At 38.2% G+C, this 18926-nt stretch carries 15 protein-coding genes, 1 pseudogene and 1 other annotated feature; of the genes and pseudogenes, 10 read left to right on the plus strand and 6 right to left on the minus strand.

The window, feature by feature from the left end; genetic code table 11:
• The first annotated feature begins 95 nt into the window (after window positions 1-95).
• Window positions 96-752, plus strand: a complete 657-nt coding sequence (locus IGJ39_RS01330; RefSeq protein WP_019722406.1) for a deoxynucleoside kinase — start codon at window positions 96-98, stop codon at window positions 750-752.
• Window positions 753-883: 131 nt separating this feature from the next.
• On the opposite strand, the gene IGJ39_RS01335 is transcribed toward IGJ39_RS01330, so the two are convergent.
• Both IGJ39_RS01335 and IGJ39_RS01340 read right to left on the minus strand, forming a co-directional pair.
• On the minus strand, window positions 884-2281 hold the full coding sequence (locus IGJ39_RS01335; RefSeq protein ID WP_019722405.1) for a lytic polysaccharide monooxygenase: 1398 nt from the start codon (window positions 2279-2281) through the stop codon (window positions 884-886).
• 773 nt (window positions 2282-3054) lie between these two features.
• The gene (locus IGJ39_RS01340) at window positions 3055-4425 is read right to left on the minus strand and encodes a lytic polysaccharide monooxygenase (RefSeq protein WP_195339239.1); all 1371 of its coding nucleotides are present in this window, start codon (window positions 4423-4425) and stop codon (window positions 3055-3057) included.
• 496 nt (window positions 4426-4921) lie between these two features.
• Window positions 4922-5051 (plus strand) — a sequence feature (ribosomal protein L20 leader region).
• Window positions 5052-5095: 44 nt separating this feature from the next.
• Here IGJ39_RS01340 and infC point away from each other — a divergent pair.
• The 8 genes and pseudogenes from infC (at window position 5096) to IGJ39_RS01380 (ending at window position 14643) form a co-directional block, all read left to right on the plus strand.
• Complete coding sequence (gene infC, locus IGJ39_RS01345) at window positions 5096-5620, plus strand: translation initiation factor IF-3 (protein ID WP_010736567.1); 525 nt, start codon at window positions 5096-5098, stop codon at window positions 5618-5620.
• A gap of 71 nt (window positions 5621-5691) precedes the next feature.
• On the plus strand, window positions 5692-5892 hold the full coding sequence (rpmI, locus tag IGJ39_RS01350) for a 50S ribosomal protein L35 (RefSeq protein ID WP_010736566.1): 201 nt from the start codon (window positions 5692-5694) through the stop codon (window positions 5890-5892).
• Between the two features lie 53 nt (window positions 5893-5945).
• Entirely contained in the window at window positions 5946-6305 is a 360-nt protein-coding gene (rplT, locus tag IGJ39_RS01355; RefSeq protein ID WP_019723984.1) for a 50S ribosomal protein L20, read from the plus strand.
• A gap of 497 nt (window positions 6306-6802) precedes the next feature.
• Window positions 6803-7810, plus strand: a pseudogene (locus tag IGJ39_RS01360) (Abi family protein).
• A 531-nt stretch (window positions 7811-8341) separates the two neighbouring features.
• A complete protein-coding gene (locus IGJ39_RS01365) occupies window positions 8342-10162 on the plus strand; it encodes a DUF3329 domain-containing protein (RefSeq protein WP_019723981.1) in 1821 nt (606 codons plus the stop codon).
• 359 nt (window positions 10163-10521) lie between these two features.
• On the plus strand, window positions 10522-11859 hold the full coding sequence (locus tag IGJ39_RS01370; protein ID WP_195339241.1) for a citrate transporter: 1338 nt from the start codon (window positions 10522-10524) through the stop codon (window positions 11857-11859).
• A 35-nt stretch (window positions 11860-11894) separates the two neighbouring features.
• Window positions 11895-14024: a hydantoinase/oxoprolinase family protein gene (locus IGJ39_RS01375; protein ID WP_019723401.1), complete on the plus strand. Its 2130-nt coding sequence runs from the start codon at window positions 11895-11897 to the stop codon at window positions 14022-14024.
• A gap of 10 nt (window positions 14025-14034) precedes the next feature.
• Window positions 14035-14643 (plus strand): hypothetical protein, encoded by a 609-nt coding sequence (locus IGJ39_RS01380; protein WP_438764116.1) that lies wholly within the window; start codon window positions 14035-14037, stop codon window positions 14641-14643.
• A 70-nt stretch (window positions 14644-14713) separates the two neighbouring features.
• Here the strand turns inward: IGJ39_RS01380 and IGJ39_RS01385 are convergent, their stop codons facing one another.
• The 4 genes from IGJ39_RS01385 to IGJ39_RS01400 form a co-directional block, all read right to left on the minus strand.
• A complete protein-coding gene (locus IGJ39_RS01385; RefSeq protein WP_438764117.1) occupies window positions 14714-15388 on the minus strand; it encodes a GntR family transcriptional regulator in 675 nt (224 codons plus the stop codon).
• Window positions 15389-15571: 183 nt separating this feature from the next.
• Window positions 15572-15748, minus strand: a complete 177-nt coding sequence (locus IGJ39_RS01390) for a hypothetical protein (RefSeq protein WP_177187661.1) — start codon at window positions 15746-15748, stop codon at window positions 15572-15574.
• 67 nt (window positions 15749-15815) lie between these two features.
• Window positions 15816-16274: an acyl-CoA thioesterase gene (locus tag IGJ39_RS01395; protein WP_438764118.1), complete on the minus strand. Its 459-nt coding sequence runs from the start codon at window positions 16272-16274 to the stop codon at window positions 15816-15818.
• 14 nt (window positions 16275-16288) lie between these two features.
• Window positions 16289-17116, minus strand: coding sequence for an NAD(P)H-hydrate dehydratase (locus IGJ39_RS01400; protein WP_142432883.1), 828 nt, complete (start codon window positions 17114-17116; stop codon window positions 16289-16291).
• A 142-nt stretch (window positions 17117-17258) separates the two neighbouring features.
• On the opposite strand from IGJ39_RS01400, the gene pepV reads away from it, so the two are divergent.
• Window positions 17259-18677: a dipeptidase PepV gene (gene pepV / locus IGJ39_RS01405; protein ID WP_019723407.1), complete on the plus strand. Its 1419-nt coding sequence runs from the start codon at window positions 17259-17261 to the stop codon at window positions 18675-18677.
• The last annotated feature ends 249 nt before the right edge of the window (window positions 18678-18926 follow it).

Consider the following 18926-nt stretch of genomic DNA (forward strand, 5'->3'; position numbering starts at 1 on the left):
TGTCGATTTCGTTTGACACCACAAGATATTGGGGTTATATTTAGAAACATGAGAAAAAAACACTGTATTTAGTGGGAGAAGTGAGTTGGAGGGAAATGAGTGTGATTGTTTTAGCAGGAACGATAGGAGCAGGGAAATCAAGCTTAACAAAAATGATTGCTGACCATTTTAAGAGTCAGGCGTTTTACGAATCAATCGATGACAACGAAGTATTGCCTTTGTTTTATGCAAACCCTGAACAATATGCGTTTTTATTGCAAATTTATTTTTTGAATAAGCGATTTGCAAGTATCAAGCAAGCGATGCAAGAGGATAACAATGTGTTAGATCGTTCGATCTATGAAGATTCATTATTGTTTCATTTAAATGCAGATCTTGGTCGAGCGACAGCGACAGAAGTCCAAGTCTACGATGAATTATTGGCGAACATGATGGAAGAATTGCCCTATGCGGCATCGAAAAAACATCCTGATCTTTTAGTTCATATTCGCGTATCTTTTTCAACCATGTTAGAACGGATCGAAAAAAGAGGGCGGGCATATGAACAACTTTCTTTTGACCCTAGTCTCTATGAGTATTATCAAGAATTGAATCGCCGTTATGATGAATGGTATGAAGCTTACGATGAAAGTCCAAAGATTCAAATTGATGGTGATCGTTTGAACTTTGTGGAAGATGAAACAGCAAAAGTGCAAGTGTTACAAATGATCGAAGAAAAACTAACAGATATCCGTGAAGAATTAAGTGTCTAAAACTGTTCTGACGTTAGCGAAACTTTTATTTGCTCAAATAAAGAAATCACAAAAAAGGCAACCACGAATGAGTGATTGCCTCTTTTTTTACTTAAATCGTTGTTTAGTCGAACAAAGGGTAGTGTGTTGATTTATTTAGGGTAGAATAATGAGTGAGCAATTCCTGGTGCCCAGTTTGTATCACCGTAGTTCAAGTGAGACTGCCAAGTAATATAAGTCACACCATTGTGGACTACCTCTTCACCAGCTGTATAAGAAACAGGTGAGAAGAAGCTTCCTACTGTCCATTGACGTCCTGTAACGACTTCACCGCCGCCGTTTCCGCCATCGCCACCGTTTTCGTCACCGCCGCCATTTTCATCGCGATCAGTTGTGATTGTTAATGTGTTACTTGCATCTGAAACATCGCCTTCGTTGCTAATTGCGCGTACTACAAATGAGTATTGTGTTTCAGCTTTTAAGCCTTCTACTTCAAAAACAGTTTCAGTTGTTGAACCAATTACTTGGCCATCACGCAAGATTTCGTACTCTTTGATTCCTTTTGAGTGAGTAGAAGCTCCCCACATCAATGAAACGCTAGAACTTGTCTGACCCATTGAGTGTAAGTGGCTAGGTGCAGTTGGTTTTTCTTCTGTAGTTTCAGATAAAGTTGTAACAGATAAAGCTGTTCTTTCAGAAACTAGCCCTGTTTGTCCAACTGCTTCGATTTCATATTTATATGTAGTTTCTGCAGTTAGGTTTTGATCGCTGAAATCTGGTGAAGCTGTGTTTCCTAATAATTGACCATCACGGTAAACGTTGAATGATGAAGCATTCACTTGTCCATCCCAAGTCAATTGAGTTGTTGAAGAAGTTACGTTAGTAGTACGAACGTTACGTGGTGCTGTTGGTGCTACTGGGATTGCTGAATCACCTTTCAAGTTCACATCGATTACTTGGTAGAATGCCATTCGTGTATCGTCGATATCCCAAACTGCTAGAACAACATGGTAACCAAGACGATCATTAGGGATATTCACTGAATGTGATGGATTTGTTGAAGCTTGAGCCCCACCATGGTTGATCGTTGTTAACAATTCAAAATCGCTACGATCTAACTGATCATTTGGATTCCAATCAGCTTTTGTGATGTAGTAATGCCATTTAGTTGTGCTGTGTGATTGTGTATAGCGCCAAGTGAATGTATTAGGACCTGTGTTCAAGTCTTGTTTTGTCCACATAGTCGAAGTTTGACGGTCTAAGTTGAAGTTGTTTCCAACTGCACCGCTTGCAGAAGCAATCTGTCCGTCAGCAGGACCAGCTGCTGGGTAGCCTTTCAATGCTTCTAATGATTGTGGTTCATAAATCACTGGACCGTATTTTGCTAATGCTGCATTATGGTTCACATTACGGTCTAAGTGACCTTGGTATGAACGACTGATCGGTGACTGCACATAACCGTGAGCTGAAGCGTCTTGGCCTCCGATAGATAAACCTACTCCTACTAAAACGCTAGAGCATAGAACTGTTGCTAAAATTTGTTTTTTCATGTTTCCCTCCATAGATAAAATGATATTTTAGATAACTAATAAGGTCGATGAGTATGACTCGTACGATGTGTCTTGTTGTTATCTGTATTTAATATTATCAGAGAATTGGACTATTGGATAATCTGTTTATACCGAACATTAGGTAAAATTGGGTCTTGACTTCAGATGATAGTGTTTTTATCCAAAACATGAATAAATATTGATTTAAAGGCATTTTTGTTGTCTTTTTTATTTGCTATTAGTTATTTATTTTGTATAATAAATAACTACGAAAAAGCAAAAAGATAAAATTTGATTCTAATTGAGAAAGCTTGTAGTGGCGTTTATAGTTATTTTTTAACGTTTGCTTATTTTTTTAAATATATCTTTTTATTGGCTATTTTATTCCTTGTTTATGGATTTGACCATCAATTTTTTGGTCTGAGATTGTGATAGGAGTGTTCGGTCTTATTATCGAAAAAAGTCAATTTAGAATATCGTTTATTCGGATTCAAGAGTTTCGAGATGACTAACTACCACCTCTCAAGCAATTCTAGATATTTTATCTATTTATAGAAGGAACTGGATACGAAGAGGGAGAGAATGTGTTTTGCAATCTGTGATAATGGATAAGCGCTTTGAAAAAAACAGCACCTGTAATATTCGTCTCGAATGTTACAGGTACTAGCTTATTTTTGAGGCAAAGAAAGTTGTTCTAGCCTCATTCTTATAGGGTTTTGTTTACGTGGAATGTTTTCTATATTATCGTTTTAATTACGTTGATAAGGTTTATTTTATTTAGGATAGAATAAAGCATGAGCAATTCCTGGCGCCCAGTTTGTATCACCATAGTTCAAGTGAGATTGCCAAGTGATGTATGTCACACCGTTGTGAACAACTTCTTCGCCTGCTGTATAAGAAACCGGTGCGAATAAGCTTCCTACTGTCCATTGACGTCCTGGAGTGACTTCACCACCACCGTCGCCGCCATTGTCATCGCGATCTGTCGTAATAGATAACGTATTGCTTGCATCAGATAGTTCATCCGTATTGCTGACTGCGCGAACCACGAATGAGTAGGCAGTGTTTGCAGCTAATCCAGACACTTCGTATTCTGTTTCTTTTGTTGAACCAATCAATTGATTGTTACGGTAGATGTTGTATTGTTTGATTCCTTTTGAATGAGTAGAAGCGCCCCACATCAATGAAACACTTGAACTTGTTTGACCCATTGAGTGTAAGTGAGTCGGTGTAGTTGGTTTTTCTTGTGTATTTTCTGTTGCAGTTTTTACTGTCAAAGCTGTTTTAGCAGAGACTAAGCCAGTTTGTCCAACTGCTTCGATTTCATAGTTATAAGAAGTATCCGCAGTTAAGTTTGTATCATTGAAATCTGGCGATGATGTATTTCCAATCAATGCGCCATCACGATAAACATTATAAGATGCGGTGTTCGCTTGACTATTCCAAGCTAATTGGACAGTTGAAGAAGTTACATTCGTCGCACGCACGTTTTGTGGTGCTGTTGGTGCTACTGGAATCGCTGAATCACCTTTCAAGTTGACATCGACTACTTGATAGAAGGCACCGCCTGTATCATGAATGTCCCATACAGCTAAAACAACATGATAACCGATACGGTCGTTTGGAATGTTGACTGTGTGGTTACGATTATTTGCAGAAGCAGTTCCATCATGTTGGATTTCTGTGATCAACTCTAAATCGCTACGTTTCAGTGGTGCATTCGGGTTCCAACCTACTTTAGTAATGTAATAATGCCATTTAGTTGTACGGTGAGATTGTGTATAGCGCCATCTGAATGTATTCACGCCTGTATCTAAGTTTTGTCTTGTCCACATTGTTTCTGTTTGGTTGTCTAATACAAAGCTTCGTTGAACAGCTCCGTTGGCAGAAGCGATGCGACCGTCGACAGGACCTCTTTCTGGGAATCCTTTACCGGCTTCTAATGATTGCGGTTCGTAAACCACAGGACCATACTTAGCTATTGCAGCAGCTAAGTTGACGTTGCGGTCTAAGTGCCCTTGATACGCACGACTGATCGGTGATTCGACATACCCGTGAGCAGAAGCGTCTTGTTCTCCAATCGCTAAGCTTGCTCCAAATAAAATCCCCGAGCATAAAACTGTACCCAAAATTTGTTTTTTCATTTTTTCCTCCATATGTAAATAAGATTTAGATAACACATATTAAACGATGAGTTTCGTAATTATCATTTTTTTGTGTTATCTGAAATTAAGATTATCAAAAAAAATAAGTAGTTACGAATCAGTTTATACCGATGTGTAGGTAAAAAAATAATAGGAGCATAAATAATACGATTTGTTATAATGTTGATTTTTCAAGGGTTTCGTCACCGTGTTTGGAAAATGAGAACATTTTTTTTATAAAAAATTATTTCTTGGGATTAAGAATTGAATGATTTTGTTCAGATTTTATTTTAGTTATATTAAAATAAAATAAGTGAAATTATATAAAACAAAAGTGAGGTAGTAGCAGAAGGGTGACAGATTCGATTGGTGATAAGTGAAGCAACAAAAATGTCCAACTACTGAGCTATGTGAGAAGAACTGCTACGATTAAATAGAAAAAACTGAAGAAATGATTGACAAAAAGAAATAGATTTGGTATGATAATTAAGTTGAGAAATAAAAGCAGAAGCACCCGCTTCTCGCCTTAGTTGATACAGTCACTGGGCTAGATAGTTTTCATCTATATGTAGTATAGGTGGAGTACGTGCGGGTTCTATCAAAAGAACTCGTTTTTTTTATTGCCGTTCATTCGGTAAGCTTTTCTTTCTCTCATAATATTTGGAGGTGAATGACCATAGCAAAGGATATGATGGTTAACGACGGCATTCGTGCACGTGAATTACGATTGATCGGTTCAGATGGTGAGCAATTAGGAGTTAAGTCAAAAGCAGAAGCATTGCAAATTGCAGAACAATCAAACTTGGATCTTGTGTTAGTTGCTCCAGGTGCGAAACCACCAGTAGCGCGAATCATGGACTACGGAAAATACCGTTTCGAGCAACAAAAGAAAGACCGCGAAGCGCGTAAAAAACAAAAAGTGATCAATGTAAAAGAAGTTCGTTTAAGTCCAACGATTGATTTGAATGACTTCAATACAAAACTTCGTAATGCACGTAAGTTCTTAGAGAAAGGCGATAAAGTGAAAGCTTCTATCCGTTTCAAAGGCCGTGCCATTACCCACAAAGAAATTGGTCAAAAAGTCTTGGATCGCTTAGCTGAAGAAACTGCTGATATTGCAACAGTGGAACAAAAAGCGAAAATGGACGGACGCAGCATGTTCTTGACGCTGGCACCGAAAAACGACAGTAAGTAATTTGAATGACTAACTGATTGTTGGACAGTCAATAGTCGGATAACGAAAGATTTTGAGGAGGAAATATAGTCATGCCAAAACAAAAAACACACCGCGGATCAGCAAAACGTTTCAAACGTACTGGTAAAGGCGGATTGAAACGCTTCCGTGCGTTTACAAGTCACCGTTTCCACGGCAAAACTAAAAAACAACGCCGTCAATTACGTAAAGCGCGCATGGTTTCTAGTGGCGATTTCAAACGTATTCGTCAACAACTAGCAAAAATGAAATAAGAACGTAAAATAACTGAAATTTAAAGATTTATTTTTATTAGGAGGAATTATACATGGCACGTGTAAAAGGTGGAACAGTAACTCGTAAACGTCGCAAAAAAATGCTGAAATTAGCAAAAGGTTACTACGGTTCAAAACACACTTTATTTAAAACAGCAAAAGAACAAGTAATGAATTCATACAACTACGCATATCGCGATCGTCGTCAAAAGAAACGCGACTTCCGCAAATTGTGGATCGCTCGTATCAACGCAGCGGCTCGTATGAATGGCTTAAGCTACTCAAAATTGATGCACGGTTTGAAATTAGCTGAAATCGACATCAACCGCAAAATGTTAGCTGACTTGGCTGTCCATGATGCAGCAGCATTTACTGCATTAGCTGACCAAGCAAAAGACGCTTTAGCTAAATAATTTAACAGCGTAAACCGACTTTCTATCAAATGAAGTTGGTAAATAGAAATGTTAGAATGTTTGGAATAGACAGAAGATGATTATTTTCTGTCTGTTCTTTTTTTTATAGCGAAAAATATTTTTCCGTGTTGAACCATATAGGATAAAGCCTAGTAAGTTTGAATTGTAGAAATAAATGGGTTTCATGATAAAATAGATAGGAACATTCGTTCCCTTTTTGGAGCTTTTGAAGTGGAAGGGAATTACTAATTGATAAAAGTAAACATAATTTGCTGATATTTAATGATCTTATGAAGTTTACAGAATTAGCTTTATATAAATCTTTTAGAAAATAACAAAATTGACACATATAATGCTGGGAAATTAGTCAAAAAAGAAATAAAATCTTCTAGCATGATTAAACTTTTCCAGTGAAGACAGCATTTTCGATAAGATTGATCCTCTACTTACAACTGATGAGTCTGTTTTTAGATAATAATATTGAATGGGTGGGAATTATGAAACTAAATTTATCTGACCAACTCGCATATTTAGCAAATGATAAAAATATTAGCTGTGATATTTTAACAGTTACTGAAGCACAGAATATACTTGAAAATACCAATTTTTATTATAAAATTACTTGTTACAAGAGAAATTTTAGAAAAGATAGCAACAATAAATATATTGATTTAGACTTTTTTCATTTATATGATTTATCAATAATAGATATGAGAATGAGACATTTATTTAATAAATTATGTTTAGACATAGAACACAGTTAAAAAAAGAACTTAATTAAGGACATAACGAATAGTACTGAGGATGGGTATGCTATCGTCAATGAATTTGATTCCTTTGAGAGAGTAAAGTTTAATTTAAAACAACAAGTACTAAGACAACATTATGGAAAAAATTACATAAATGTTAATTATAAGCCGATTTTAAAAAGAACAATTTATAATGTATCTGACCCAAATGATTATGATTATCAAATATCACGGAAATATTTTAATAGCAAGATTGTTCCAGTTTGGGTATTAATAGAAAAATTGAATTTTGGGCAATTGATAGACTTTATAAATTTTTATGTTGATAAACAGAAAAATAATTATGCTTATTATAAAACCGCTGAGGAATTACTGATAATGATCAAACGTATTCGAAATGCTTCTTCTCATAATCGTCCTATATTGATGAATATTGCAAATAAAAATCACTCAGGTAGTCTTGTTGTTTCTTCCAACGTAAAAAGTTTTCTTACAAAATATCAAATTAATAAGAATGTTAGTAGGAAAGAAATTTCACTATACAATAATTTACTTGAACATACAAAGATTCATGATATCTTTTGTCTGATTATTTTATATAAAGAATATATTGAAAGCGAAAAAATGATTTTTGCTAGAAGAAAAGAAATTAGAAGCTTTATTCATCGTGCAAAATTGAATAAAAAGCATTACTCAAAGCATAATAAAATGAAAAATATTTTTTTGTTTTTATCTAAATCATTGAATAGCATTTAAAATTCTTCCCAAAGTCATTTCATTATGCTATGATTAATACACAAAGGAAAGGTGTCGGTCATAGCCCATAGACACTGCGTACTAAGGAGCAAAAGAAATTTTGTGAATTAGGCGTTATGGCATTATCATAATATAAAAAAGCTTACTAGAAATTTGTTCCTGTTAATTCCTAGTAAGCTTTTTTGTTTTGCCTCAGATGATTTTTGCTAGTCAACTACTCATAAAATCTCCTAGAAATTTCTTCTTTTCTGTCTTTCGAGACTATATTCCCCACGAATGAATAACCGCTCAGGCTTTGTGGATTTGTTGAGATCTTGAATGAGAAGGCTTCGACAAACATTCATTCTTATTGTTTTCTATTAAGATCTTTTATGTATGTTCATTTTGTAGTGAACCTATCTGAAGCCAAAGAAACTATGAGGCAAAAAATGGTAAAAGGTGTTGTTTAATTTAAAAGCATCCAATGATTTAAAATGTTATAATAATATTCATAAGTAATCACTTAAATAATTGTTGGAAGGGAAGAACAAAATGAATCGAATAATCGATAGTATCTGCAAACATAAGAAGATGATTGTGATAGTTTCTGTTTACGTAGTCATGGTCATCTTGAATTTTTTAACGCCATTGATTGCAGATGATATTGAATACATGTACAAAACAACAAGTTTTTCAACTATTCTCCATGACGAATATATGCAATACATGAATTGGACAGGTCGATCAGTGGTCCATATCATTGCGCGTTTATTTTTATTGATGCCAAAAATCGTATTCAATTTTATGAATCCATTGATTTATGTTTTACTAACTATTTTGATCTATAAAATATCAACTAAAGATAATAAGAATTTTTATGTGTTTAAATATTTAATGATCAATTTGTTGATTTGGTTATTTGTCCCAACTTTCGGACAAACGATCTTATGGGAGACTGGAGCGGCGAATTATCTATGGGGTGGCATCCTCATTATTAGTTTCCTTTCTATGTATCACCGCTATTATACAAATGGCCGAGAATTACCATTTAATCAACCGTTACAGATTATTTTTATGACAGTTTTAGGGATACTTGCCGGATGGTGTAATGAAAATACATCTGGTGGAGCAATTCTTGTTGTTTTAGGGTATATCTATTTTATCTATAAAGAGAAAAGACCGTTTAAGGTATGGTTGTTTTCAGGCTTAGGTGGAGCAATCTTTGGATTATTGATGATGGTTGCGGCTCCAGGGAATGCGATACGAGCAACGTACTTTGACCGTAGTGCATGGTCGCTTCCTCACAAGCTATATTCTGGTTTTTCTACAATCACACGAACTCTTTACGAAAACAGTTTGCAATTATTTGTTTTAGCGGCTATTTTAATTGCATTAGGTATTATTTTTAACCAACATAAAAACTGGTTCCGACTTTCGTATGTATATGTACTTGCCGGACTAGCAACTATCTATGTATTGTCTCTTTCACCAACAGGACTTAACTGGGGGCGTTCATTTTTTGGAGGCGCATTGTATATTATTATTGCGATGTTAATCGAATGGCCAGATAAATTAACGAAGACGACAGCTGGAAGTTTTTATAGTGTGATCAGCTCAGTTCTCATTGTTCAGTTTTTATTTTCCTTTGTCTTAGGTGTGCATGGGATCATTCAGTCTTATCGTGATATCAACGAACAATATAGGTATGTGGAGAGCCAGAAAAAGCAAGGGAATCTGAATCCTTTGATCGCTGATTTCAATGCAAATGAAGGGATGCCCTATCCAGCATATTCTAGCGCGCTGTCACACGTTGGCGCGAGTATAGACTCCCAGATCAACCGTTCAAATGCTAAATATTTTGGCTTAGAGACGATTCGATCGGTTTCTAAAGATGCTTGGAATACGATTTATAAAAATGGAGATCCAACCTTGATGAACATTTGGGATTATCAGGAATATCTAAAAGAATTAGAAGACTCAGATTATACAGTTCTGATTGCTGGTGCAGGGGAGTCCCAACAAATGAGTGAAGCTTTAGCAGTGGAAATAGCAAAACTTTTACCGGATCTTGATTTACAGAAGTTTACTTATGATTGGAATTTTACTGGTATTCATCAAGCGAATCAGAGTCCTATTCTTTCGCAAAATGAAAATTATAATGAGGTTACTCAAAAACTCACTGATAAGAACATCTCAATGGTTTCTAGTTTTACATCTTATGAGGAGCAACAATTTTCTAGAATTAAAATCGACGGCGTCGATGTATCAAGAAATAAAACAGGTGTCAATATTATTGTATTGTCTGAGGACGGTCGGATCATGGATGCGGTAAACATCGCTTCAAATGAACAGGGAGTGACCGTTTCAAGATAAATATAGGATTTAAAGTAAAACACGTCTAAGCTTGCTTAGGTGTGTTTTTTTATATCTATCAATCTTCAATAAAATTTCTGTTATCTATAAATAGATTGAAATAACCCAATAAATAAAGTACATGATATTTTTTTGAAAAGAGAGGTGATCATTGCTTATTTTTTATCTTAGATAGTAAATCTATTTATATAGTTAGCTAAATGAAATGTTTTTTGAAAAAACATTTTAATAGTCCATAATGAATCTTCTTTAATCATATGTCCTTGTTCTGTCGTCAATATTTAATGAAAGCGATTTCTCTGTGAGGTAAAATGAAGCAACTGATATATCAGTGAGATGAAATAGAATGGAGTGAGTCTATGAGCGAAATGATTATTGGCGTGTTGTTGATTTTGTCGTTCTTTTTTATGGTTTGGTATTGTGTCAAAGGACTTAATTTGATGGTTGGTTTAGCGATCATGGCGACGATTTGGATGGGATTGGCGCTGATTGGTAATTTTTTCTCACCGAATGCCGCAATGGAAGGACAGTCAGTCATTGATGTGTTGACCCATGTATATGCTACGGGTCCAGCGGAATATGCGAAATCGATTTTAGTGAATGTATTCTTTGGTGCTTTTTTTGGTCGAGTATTGGTAGATAGTGGGATAGCGGCTACATTGATTCGAAAAGTTGTGGAGCTTGGCGGTGATAAACCGCGGATCACGATGAGTCTTTTATGTCTTGTGACGGCAATTATTTTTATGTCGATGACCGGGATTGGCCCAGTGATTTCAATTGCCGTGATCGTTTTACCGATTTTGATGTCGTTAGGAATTGCTGCACCTGTTGCTCTATTTGCATTCATGGGTTCGATCATGGCAGGGATCTTTGCGAATATTGTCAATTTCAAGCAATATCAAACGATCTATGCGGGATTTAATTCTGCGGCTGAAAATTATACATACAATGATTACTTTCAAATCGGGATGATTGGCATGGTCGTGAGTTTGGTGATCGTTCTACTTGTAGCTAATATATCAATGAACCCGAAGAAACGCTATGCAATGGCGGCTGAACTTCCACGAGAAGGTGGAGAGGCGCCAATGATTTCTTGGTTGGCAGTCGTTATACCTGTGTTAGGAGTGGTGGTGTTAGAAATCCCGATTATTCTTGGTTTTATGTTGGCTGGGATCTGGGCGTTGCTATTTACAGGGAAATTACGTGGGGGATACAAGGAGATCTGTCGGCAATTCGCTAAATTATTTACAGATGGAGCAACAGATGTGGCACCAATGGTTGGCTTTTTGATGACTTTAGCGATGTTCAATAATTCGGCGGTGTATGCTTCTTCTTATTTCTCTGCGATTTTGGGAGACTTTATTCCCCAGACACCTGTTGTGTTGGCACTTGCCTTTGCATTGTTGACGCCTCTAGGTTTTTTCCGTGGTCCGTTGAGTCTAGTCGGTTCGGGATCAGCGATTTTAGCAGTAGTTTTAGCAGTCAATCCGACAATGCCTGTGGCCTTCTTATTTCCGTTATTTGCGACGACGACCATTGCGCCACAGCATTTAGATATCACTCAATCCTGGATTGCATGGGGATTAGGGTATACAAAGGTTTCCTCTCGTGAATTCATGAAAAAATCGATTCCGACAGGGTGGGCGATCGGTGTGATCGTCTGTATCTTGACGTTGATCCTTTATGGTAATTTTTGATAGGTATAGAAAGTAAAAAATTTGGAGGATGCAAAATGAAGCGTGCAGTAAGAATGGGCATTGATGTAGGCGGTACCCATACAAAAGCAGTCGCAATCGACAATGCGACACATGAAATCATCGGTAAATCATCTGTTAAAACAACGCATCACCATCCAGAGGGTGTAGCTGCAGGGGTCGTACAATCGTTCCAAAATTGTTTGCAAGAAAATCAGATCAGCCCCGAGGATGTTGTTTTTGTCGCGCATTCTACAACGCAAGCAACGAATGCCTTGATTGAAGGAGATGTGGCAAAAGTAGGAGTGATCGGAATGGCTAAGGGCGGGTTCGAAGGTTTTTTGGCAAAAAGACAAACTCGATTAGCACCGATTGATTTAGGGAATAATCGAAAAATAGACATTGCAAATGCGTTCTTGCCAATCAAACAATTGACAAATGAACGAGTGTTAGAGACGATTGCTACACTGAAAAAAGAACAGGCGGAAGTTTTAGTTTCTTCCATGGCTTTTGGCGTAGATAATAGTGAACCAGAACAAGTCATCTATTCACTTGCCTCGGAACAAGGGATACCAACAACGATGGCTTCTGAAATCACAAAGCTTTATGGTTTGACGAGACGCACACGAACGGCAGCGATCAATGCCTCGATTTTGCCTAAAATGCTGGAAACAGCGACCTCAACTGAACGTTCCGTTCGAACTGCCGGTGTCAATGTTTCTTTGATGATCATGCGTGGTGATGGTGGTGTAATGGAAATTGCTGAAATGAAGAAGCGACCAGTATTAACGATGCTTTCAGGTCCAGCTGCCTCTGTCATGGGTTCTTTGATGTATTTACGTGCCTCGAATGGTGTGTATTTTGAAGTTGGCGGGACAACGACCAATATTGGTGTTATCAGGAATGGGCGTCCAGCCATCGATTACTCAGTGGTCGGCGGTCATGCGACCTATATTTCATCGTTAGATGTTCGTGTCTTAGGTGTGGCCGGTGGTTCAATGGTTCGGGCAGATCGCACAGGGATCCTTGACGTGGGACCACGTTCAGCCCATATTGCTGGATTGGATTATGCTGTATTCACACCGATTGAAAAAATCAATCAACCGAAAATCGTTTTTTTCTCACCCATTGAGGGAGATCCGGCTGATTATGTCAAAGTGATTTTGGCAGACGGAAAAGAGGTCACTATTACCAATACATGTGCAGCGAATGTTCTTGGGCTTGTCCAAGAAGAACACTTTTCTTATGGTGATCCACAAGCCGCAAGAAAAGCCATGGAAGCTTTAGCAGCTTATTGTCAGACTTCTGTGGAAGATATCGCTGAGCAGATCATGGCAAAAGCTTATGCCAAAATCGAACCAGTGATTTTGGAACTGGCAGAAAAATATCAATTGGAAAAAGAGCAAATCTCCTTGGTTGGGGTAGGCGGTGGAGCAGCGTCCTTGATTACTTATTTTAGTCAGAAAATGGGTGTTAAGTATTCAATACCAGAAAATGCGGAAGTGATCTCATCTATCGGTGTGGCATTAGCGATGGTGAGAGATGTGGTTGAACGGATCATTCCTTCGCCAAGTAAAGAAGATATTCGAGGATTGAAAAATGAAGCGATGAATAAAGCAATCGAATCTGGCGCTACACCAGAATCGATTGAAGTCCATGTTGAAATTGATCCACAGACGTCGAAAGTGACGGCAATTGCTACAGGTTCAACGGAAGTCAAAGCGACTGATTTAACAAAGCAGATCAGTGAAACAGAGGCGTTGACATTAGCTGCAGAAGATTTACGGATGTCCCTCAAAGATGTTCGTTTATTAGCGAATACTGACTACTTCTATGTGGTTGGGGAAAATAGTCCAGAACATTCAATCGGCGCATTACGGATCATCGACCAAAAAGGATTCATCAAAGTTCAAAGAGGGTATGCAAAATGTCTGAAAACTACAGCTGAACAGTATCTCTTCGCTGTCCAACAATTATGGGAAGAACTTGCGGTCTATCAGACTGAGCTGATTGCTCGACCGGAATTTTATCTATGTATCGGCGCGCGTGTCGCAGATTTTTCAGCGACAGAATTTGAACAACTACAACTCTTGATGGAGTTAGAAATCGCGATGTTGGAACCAGCGGAAGAAGTGATCGTGATTGCGGGAAATATCAAGCAAAAGTAAACTAGATGAGTTGATTTCAAAATTAATGACGATTTCTGATAAACAGTGGTGTGATTATCAATTTAAACGAGAGATTTTAGTAGGGAAACTCTCACTTTCTGAGCAACGAGCGTGGGGAGAGATGGCGAGACAATGTGGAGAAAGGTTAGCAGAAGTAATTTATCGAAAGTACCATACAAGAAATATTCATGCGCTTTGTCGTACATTAAATGTCGCTATCTCCTATGGAGAAACAGCATGGCGGAATGATCGTTTGACACTCGCCACTTACGATGAAACAACGGGGATCTGTTTAATGACAGAACCAATCCAGAAGTTTGAACAGGAAAAGATCACTGCGCTCCCGTTGGAAAAAGTTACCTCTTTGATTTTAGCGCATGAATTGTATCATCATCTTGAAACATGCGATCCTACATTGTATACCCAACAGAAAACTGTAGAACTATGGCGATTTTTTGGGTATCGCCATCAGTCTAAGATCCGAACATTGAGTGAGATTGCAGCGATGAGCTTTTCGGAGAAGTTGAATAACGTAGGATTTTCACCATATGTGTTAGAAGTCGCTATGATTTGGCCGTATGATCCTCTACTCTGTGAGCGACTTGTTCAGTCATTGTAAATCTATTTGAATAAGGCAAAAGAAGGCGCAAACGTTCCTAAAAATTGCGGAGCGTTACGCCTCTTTTGAATCATCTTTCAGAGGATGCTTCAAAATAATTCGGATAATGAAGGATCACTTGTTCTTGTTCCTCAATGATCATATGGAGGTGGAGGTTACAAAGAAATCCCACTTCATCAAGTGCGTGTTCTTTCATGGCTCTCAATAAGATTTGATGTTCATCTAATACACGGCCCCAATCTAATTCAGAAATCGTCAAACGCAACCAACGGAAACGATCTAAGTGAGTGCTATAGCTTTCAAGCCAAGTCCATATTTCTTCTTTCCCCGCAACTTTGTAACACATTTGGTGAAAGGCTTTATCCAAAAGAAAGAAGGTTTTTTTGTCTTGTGCCAAGATGGCTTGATCCGTCTGTTCTAAAATCATCTCCAAGCGTTGATGAGCGGTATCGTTCATTTTAGCACTGCACTCTTGTAAAATCGGTTGTTCTAATTTTTCTCGCATGTAACGTGCCAAGTCTGCGGAACGTATGTCGATTTTTGAGATATATGTACCGGATTGAGGAATCGTTTTGATCAATTCCTGATTTCTAAGTTGGATCAATGCTTCCCGAATCGGCGTGCGCCCGATTGCTAATTGTTCTTCTAAGATTCTGTCAGAAAGCTTACTCCCCGGAGCTAATTCAGAATAGATGATTTGTTGCCTGATAGCTTCGTATGCTTGTTGTTGCAAATTGTTCCCCATAGAACACCCCTTTCAAAAAGCTATACCTAGTATAGCATATCCTTTCCTGAGAATAGAGTAAGGGAGGGGACGAGCTGATCAGCGAACAGAAACACAAAAATAGAGCCGCAAACGATTGGTTTGTCGACTCTTTTCAATACATATCCATGGGGCGAACATCTCATCCTTTCACGAAAGCAACAGTCAATCTGGGCGAACTTCCTGCAGTTGTTTGACACGACCACCGATTTGATTGGCAAAGGTTTCTGATTCTTTTTTGTCTTTGAAGACAAGCAAGGTTTCCGGGTTTTTTTCACGTGTGCGACAGCCAGTTTTATCAATATAACCGTGTAGTACTTTCACGACATACATTATAATCACCTGCTTTTTTTCTTTCCATTATACAAATCGGGGGTTAAAAGGCAAGAATAAACACTTATTTTTTCTTTTATTTCATTTCTGTTGCAGAATCAGGGGCTGCGTCGATGTTTGCGTAAGTTTTAAACAGTCGATCCAAGTTAGGATTGACACGACCTAGTTTGACTAAACGTTGATTTTCTGCAAGTAAGAAACAGTGCTGGCTTGTACCGGTCGTCCGTAAACGCTGATCTTCTGTGTCGTAGATCTCATAACGGAAATTCAAGCGTGTGCCTGTGTAGCTTTCGATAATCGGTTGGATCAAGATTTTGTCCCCATAACGGATCATCTCTTTGTATTCGCAACTTACGCCTAGTACAGGGATAATGATGCCTTGTTCTTCGATTTTCTTGTAACTAAAATCCAAGTGTTCTAACAAGGCAACACGTGCTTCTTCGAACCAGCGGATATAGTTGCTGTGGTGAATGATACCCATTTGATCGGTTTCATAATAAAAAGGCTCTCTAAGGTAGCCGGTATATTTTTCCATTGTTATGCTCCTTCTTATCTTTGACTAAAATAATGCATCCATTCTGGGATGTACTGACTGATTTGAGTCGGTAAAACGACATACTGCTCTTTTGCTAATTGATCGCCGATAAAGCTATGCAAATAGACAGCAGCACTGATCGTTTGGTCATTTTTTGGAAACTGAGCTAAAAAACCAGCAATCATGCCAGCTAACGTATCCCCCATACCACCTGTTGCCATAGCTGGTGAACCTGCTGTATTGTAATAGATGCCATTTTGCCCATAGATCGTTGTTTGATGACTTTTTAAAACCAGGGATGCCCCTAATTCTTGTTGCTTCTGCTGATTATTCTCTTCAGATTGCTCATCTAAACGCAATCCACTGACGCGTTGCCATTCCACTTGATGGGGGGTGAGAACGGTATGCTCTGGATAAGGAAGCTCCAGCGAATGCGTAGCGAGCAGTGTCAAAGCAGAACCGTCAATGACTAACCATTGTTTTTCTGTTTGATTTGTCAGGACAAATTGCAGAAGTTCAAGGCTTTGTTGGTTGGTTCCTAATCCCGGACCAATCAGTAAGACATCGGCATCTTCAAAAGCCGAATGCCATGTTTCTTTATTTGTCCAATCCCCTACCATTGCCTCTGGTAAATGACTATGGACGGCCACGTGATTATTAGGATCTGTTACAACAGTTGTCAAGCCAGCCCCACTATGGACAGCTGCTAAAGCGCTCATGATGATCGCACCGCCAAACTGTTCATTTCCGCCAATCAGTACGACCTTTCCATACGTACCTTTATGGGATTCCACAGGACGAGGAGTAATCACTTGTTGGAGTAATCGTTCATTTAATTCCATGAGAAAACCTCCTTTTTTTCATTATAGCCCATAATATTTAGGGAAAAAACTGTTTCGTTTATCCGTTGTCTGATTTTTTAAACAATTTGTCTGATTTATGTTATGATGAACTCGTAGACTGAATGAGTGGAGGAGTAACTTTATGACAATCAATTGGCAAAAAGAAGTCGAAGCACGCAAAGAAGACTTGCTTGAAGACTTAAAAAATCTTTTACGCGTAAGCAGTGAACGTGATGATTCAAAAGCAACTGCAGATGCCCCATTTGGACCTGGGCCTCGTGACGCATTGAAACACATGCTTGCTTATGGTGAACGTGATGGCTTCGTTGTAAAAAACGTGGACAATTACGCAGGACACATCGATCTAGGTGAAGGAGACGAAACCTTAGGGATTTTTGGGCATATGGATGTTGTGCCTGCTGGCGATGGTTGGGATACTGATCCTTACGAACCAGTGATCAAAGACGGAAAAATCTTTGCTCGTGGGTCAAGTGATGACAAAGGACCAAGTATGGCTGCCTATTATGCGATGAAAATCATCAAAGACCTAGATTTAGAATTATCGAAAAAAGTTCGCTTTGTTGTAGGTAGTGATGAAGAAAGTGGTTGGGCAGATATGGCTTACTACTTTGAACATGAAGAAGAACCTGATTTCGGTTTCTCACCAGATGCGGAATTTCCGATCATCAACGGAGAAAAAGGCAATGTTTCTTTCGCATTCCGTTTTAAAGGCGATAATGCCGGTGACTATGTATTGAAATCATTTACGTCAGGTTTACGTGAAAACATGGTGCCAGGAACAGCGACTGCAAAAATTGAAGTACCAAGCGCAGATGCAGCAGTTGCTTTAGAAAAGGCATTTTATGAATTTATTGAAGCAAACCCAATCAACGGGTCGATCGAAGCAGAGCATACATTTGTTACGATCAACGTAGTCGGAAAAGGGGCACATGGCGCAAGCCCACAATCTGGGATCAATGCCGGCTCTTTCTTAGCGAGCTTCCTTGATGATTATGAATTTATTGGTGCAGCTAAACAATTCATCCATGTGGCAGCTACTTACGTCCATGAAGACTTTTATGGTGAGAAATTAGGCGTTGCCCACGAAGACGAAAAAATGGGTAAACTAACAATGAACGCTGGGTTGTTTGCGTTTAAAGAAAATGGTTCAGAAGACGATAACTATATCAACATGAACTTCCGTTTTCCTAAAGGCACAACCACAGATGAATTAGAAAGCAAATTGAACAAAACAGTAGCAGACGAAGGTGCATCAGTTACCCGTGGTGCCCGTGTGATGGAACCACATTATGTACCAATGGATGATCCGTTGGTTGAAACATTATTACAAGTCTACGAAGATCATACCGGCGAAAAAGGCTACGAACAAATCATCGGTGGCGGCACATACGGACGCTTATTAAAACGCGGTGTTGCGTATGGCGCAATGTTCCCAGGCTACACAGATACAATGCACCAAGCAAATGAATTTATGAGTCTAGACGACTTATTCCGTGCTACAGCGATTTATGCAGATGCTATCTATCGTTTGGCGAAGTAAAGATTGAAAATATGTTTGTTCGTAGTAAAATAATAATTGCAAAAGTCAGAAATAGTTGTACGCTTATTTTTGATCAAACATGATAAAATTCAATAGGTAATAAGTGATAAAGACTTGAGTGGCATATGGCCTTCGGAGAAATGGATTCTCTGAAGGCTTTTTTTGACTCCGAATCTTGCTTATTTGGATAAATGAAGAAACATTCGGTCAATGAATCGATTATTTATGTGTTATAGTTGTAAAGGTTAT

The organism is Enterococcus sp. AZ140 (genome assembly GCF_051714405.1).
Lineage (GTDB): Bacteria > Bacillota > Bacilli > Lactobacillales > Enterococcaceae > Enterococcus_B > Enterococcus_B pernyi.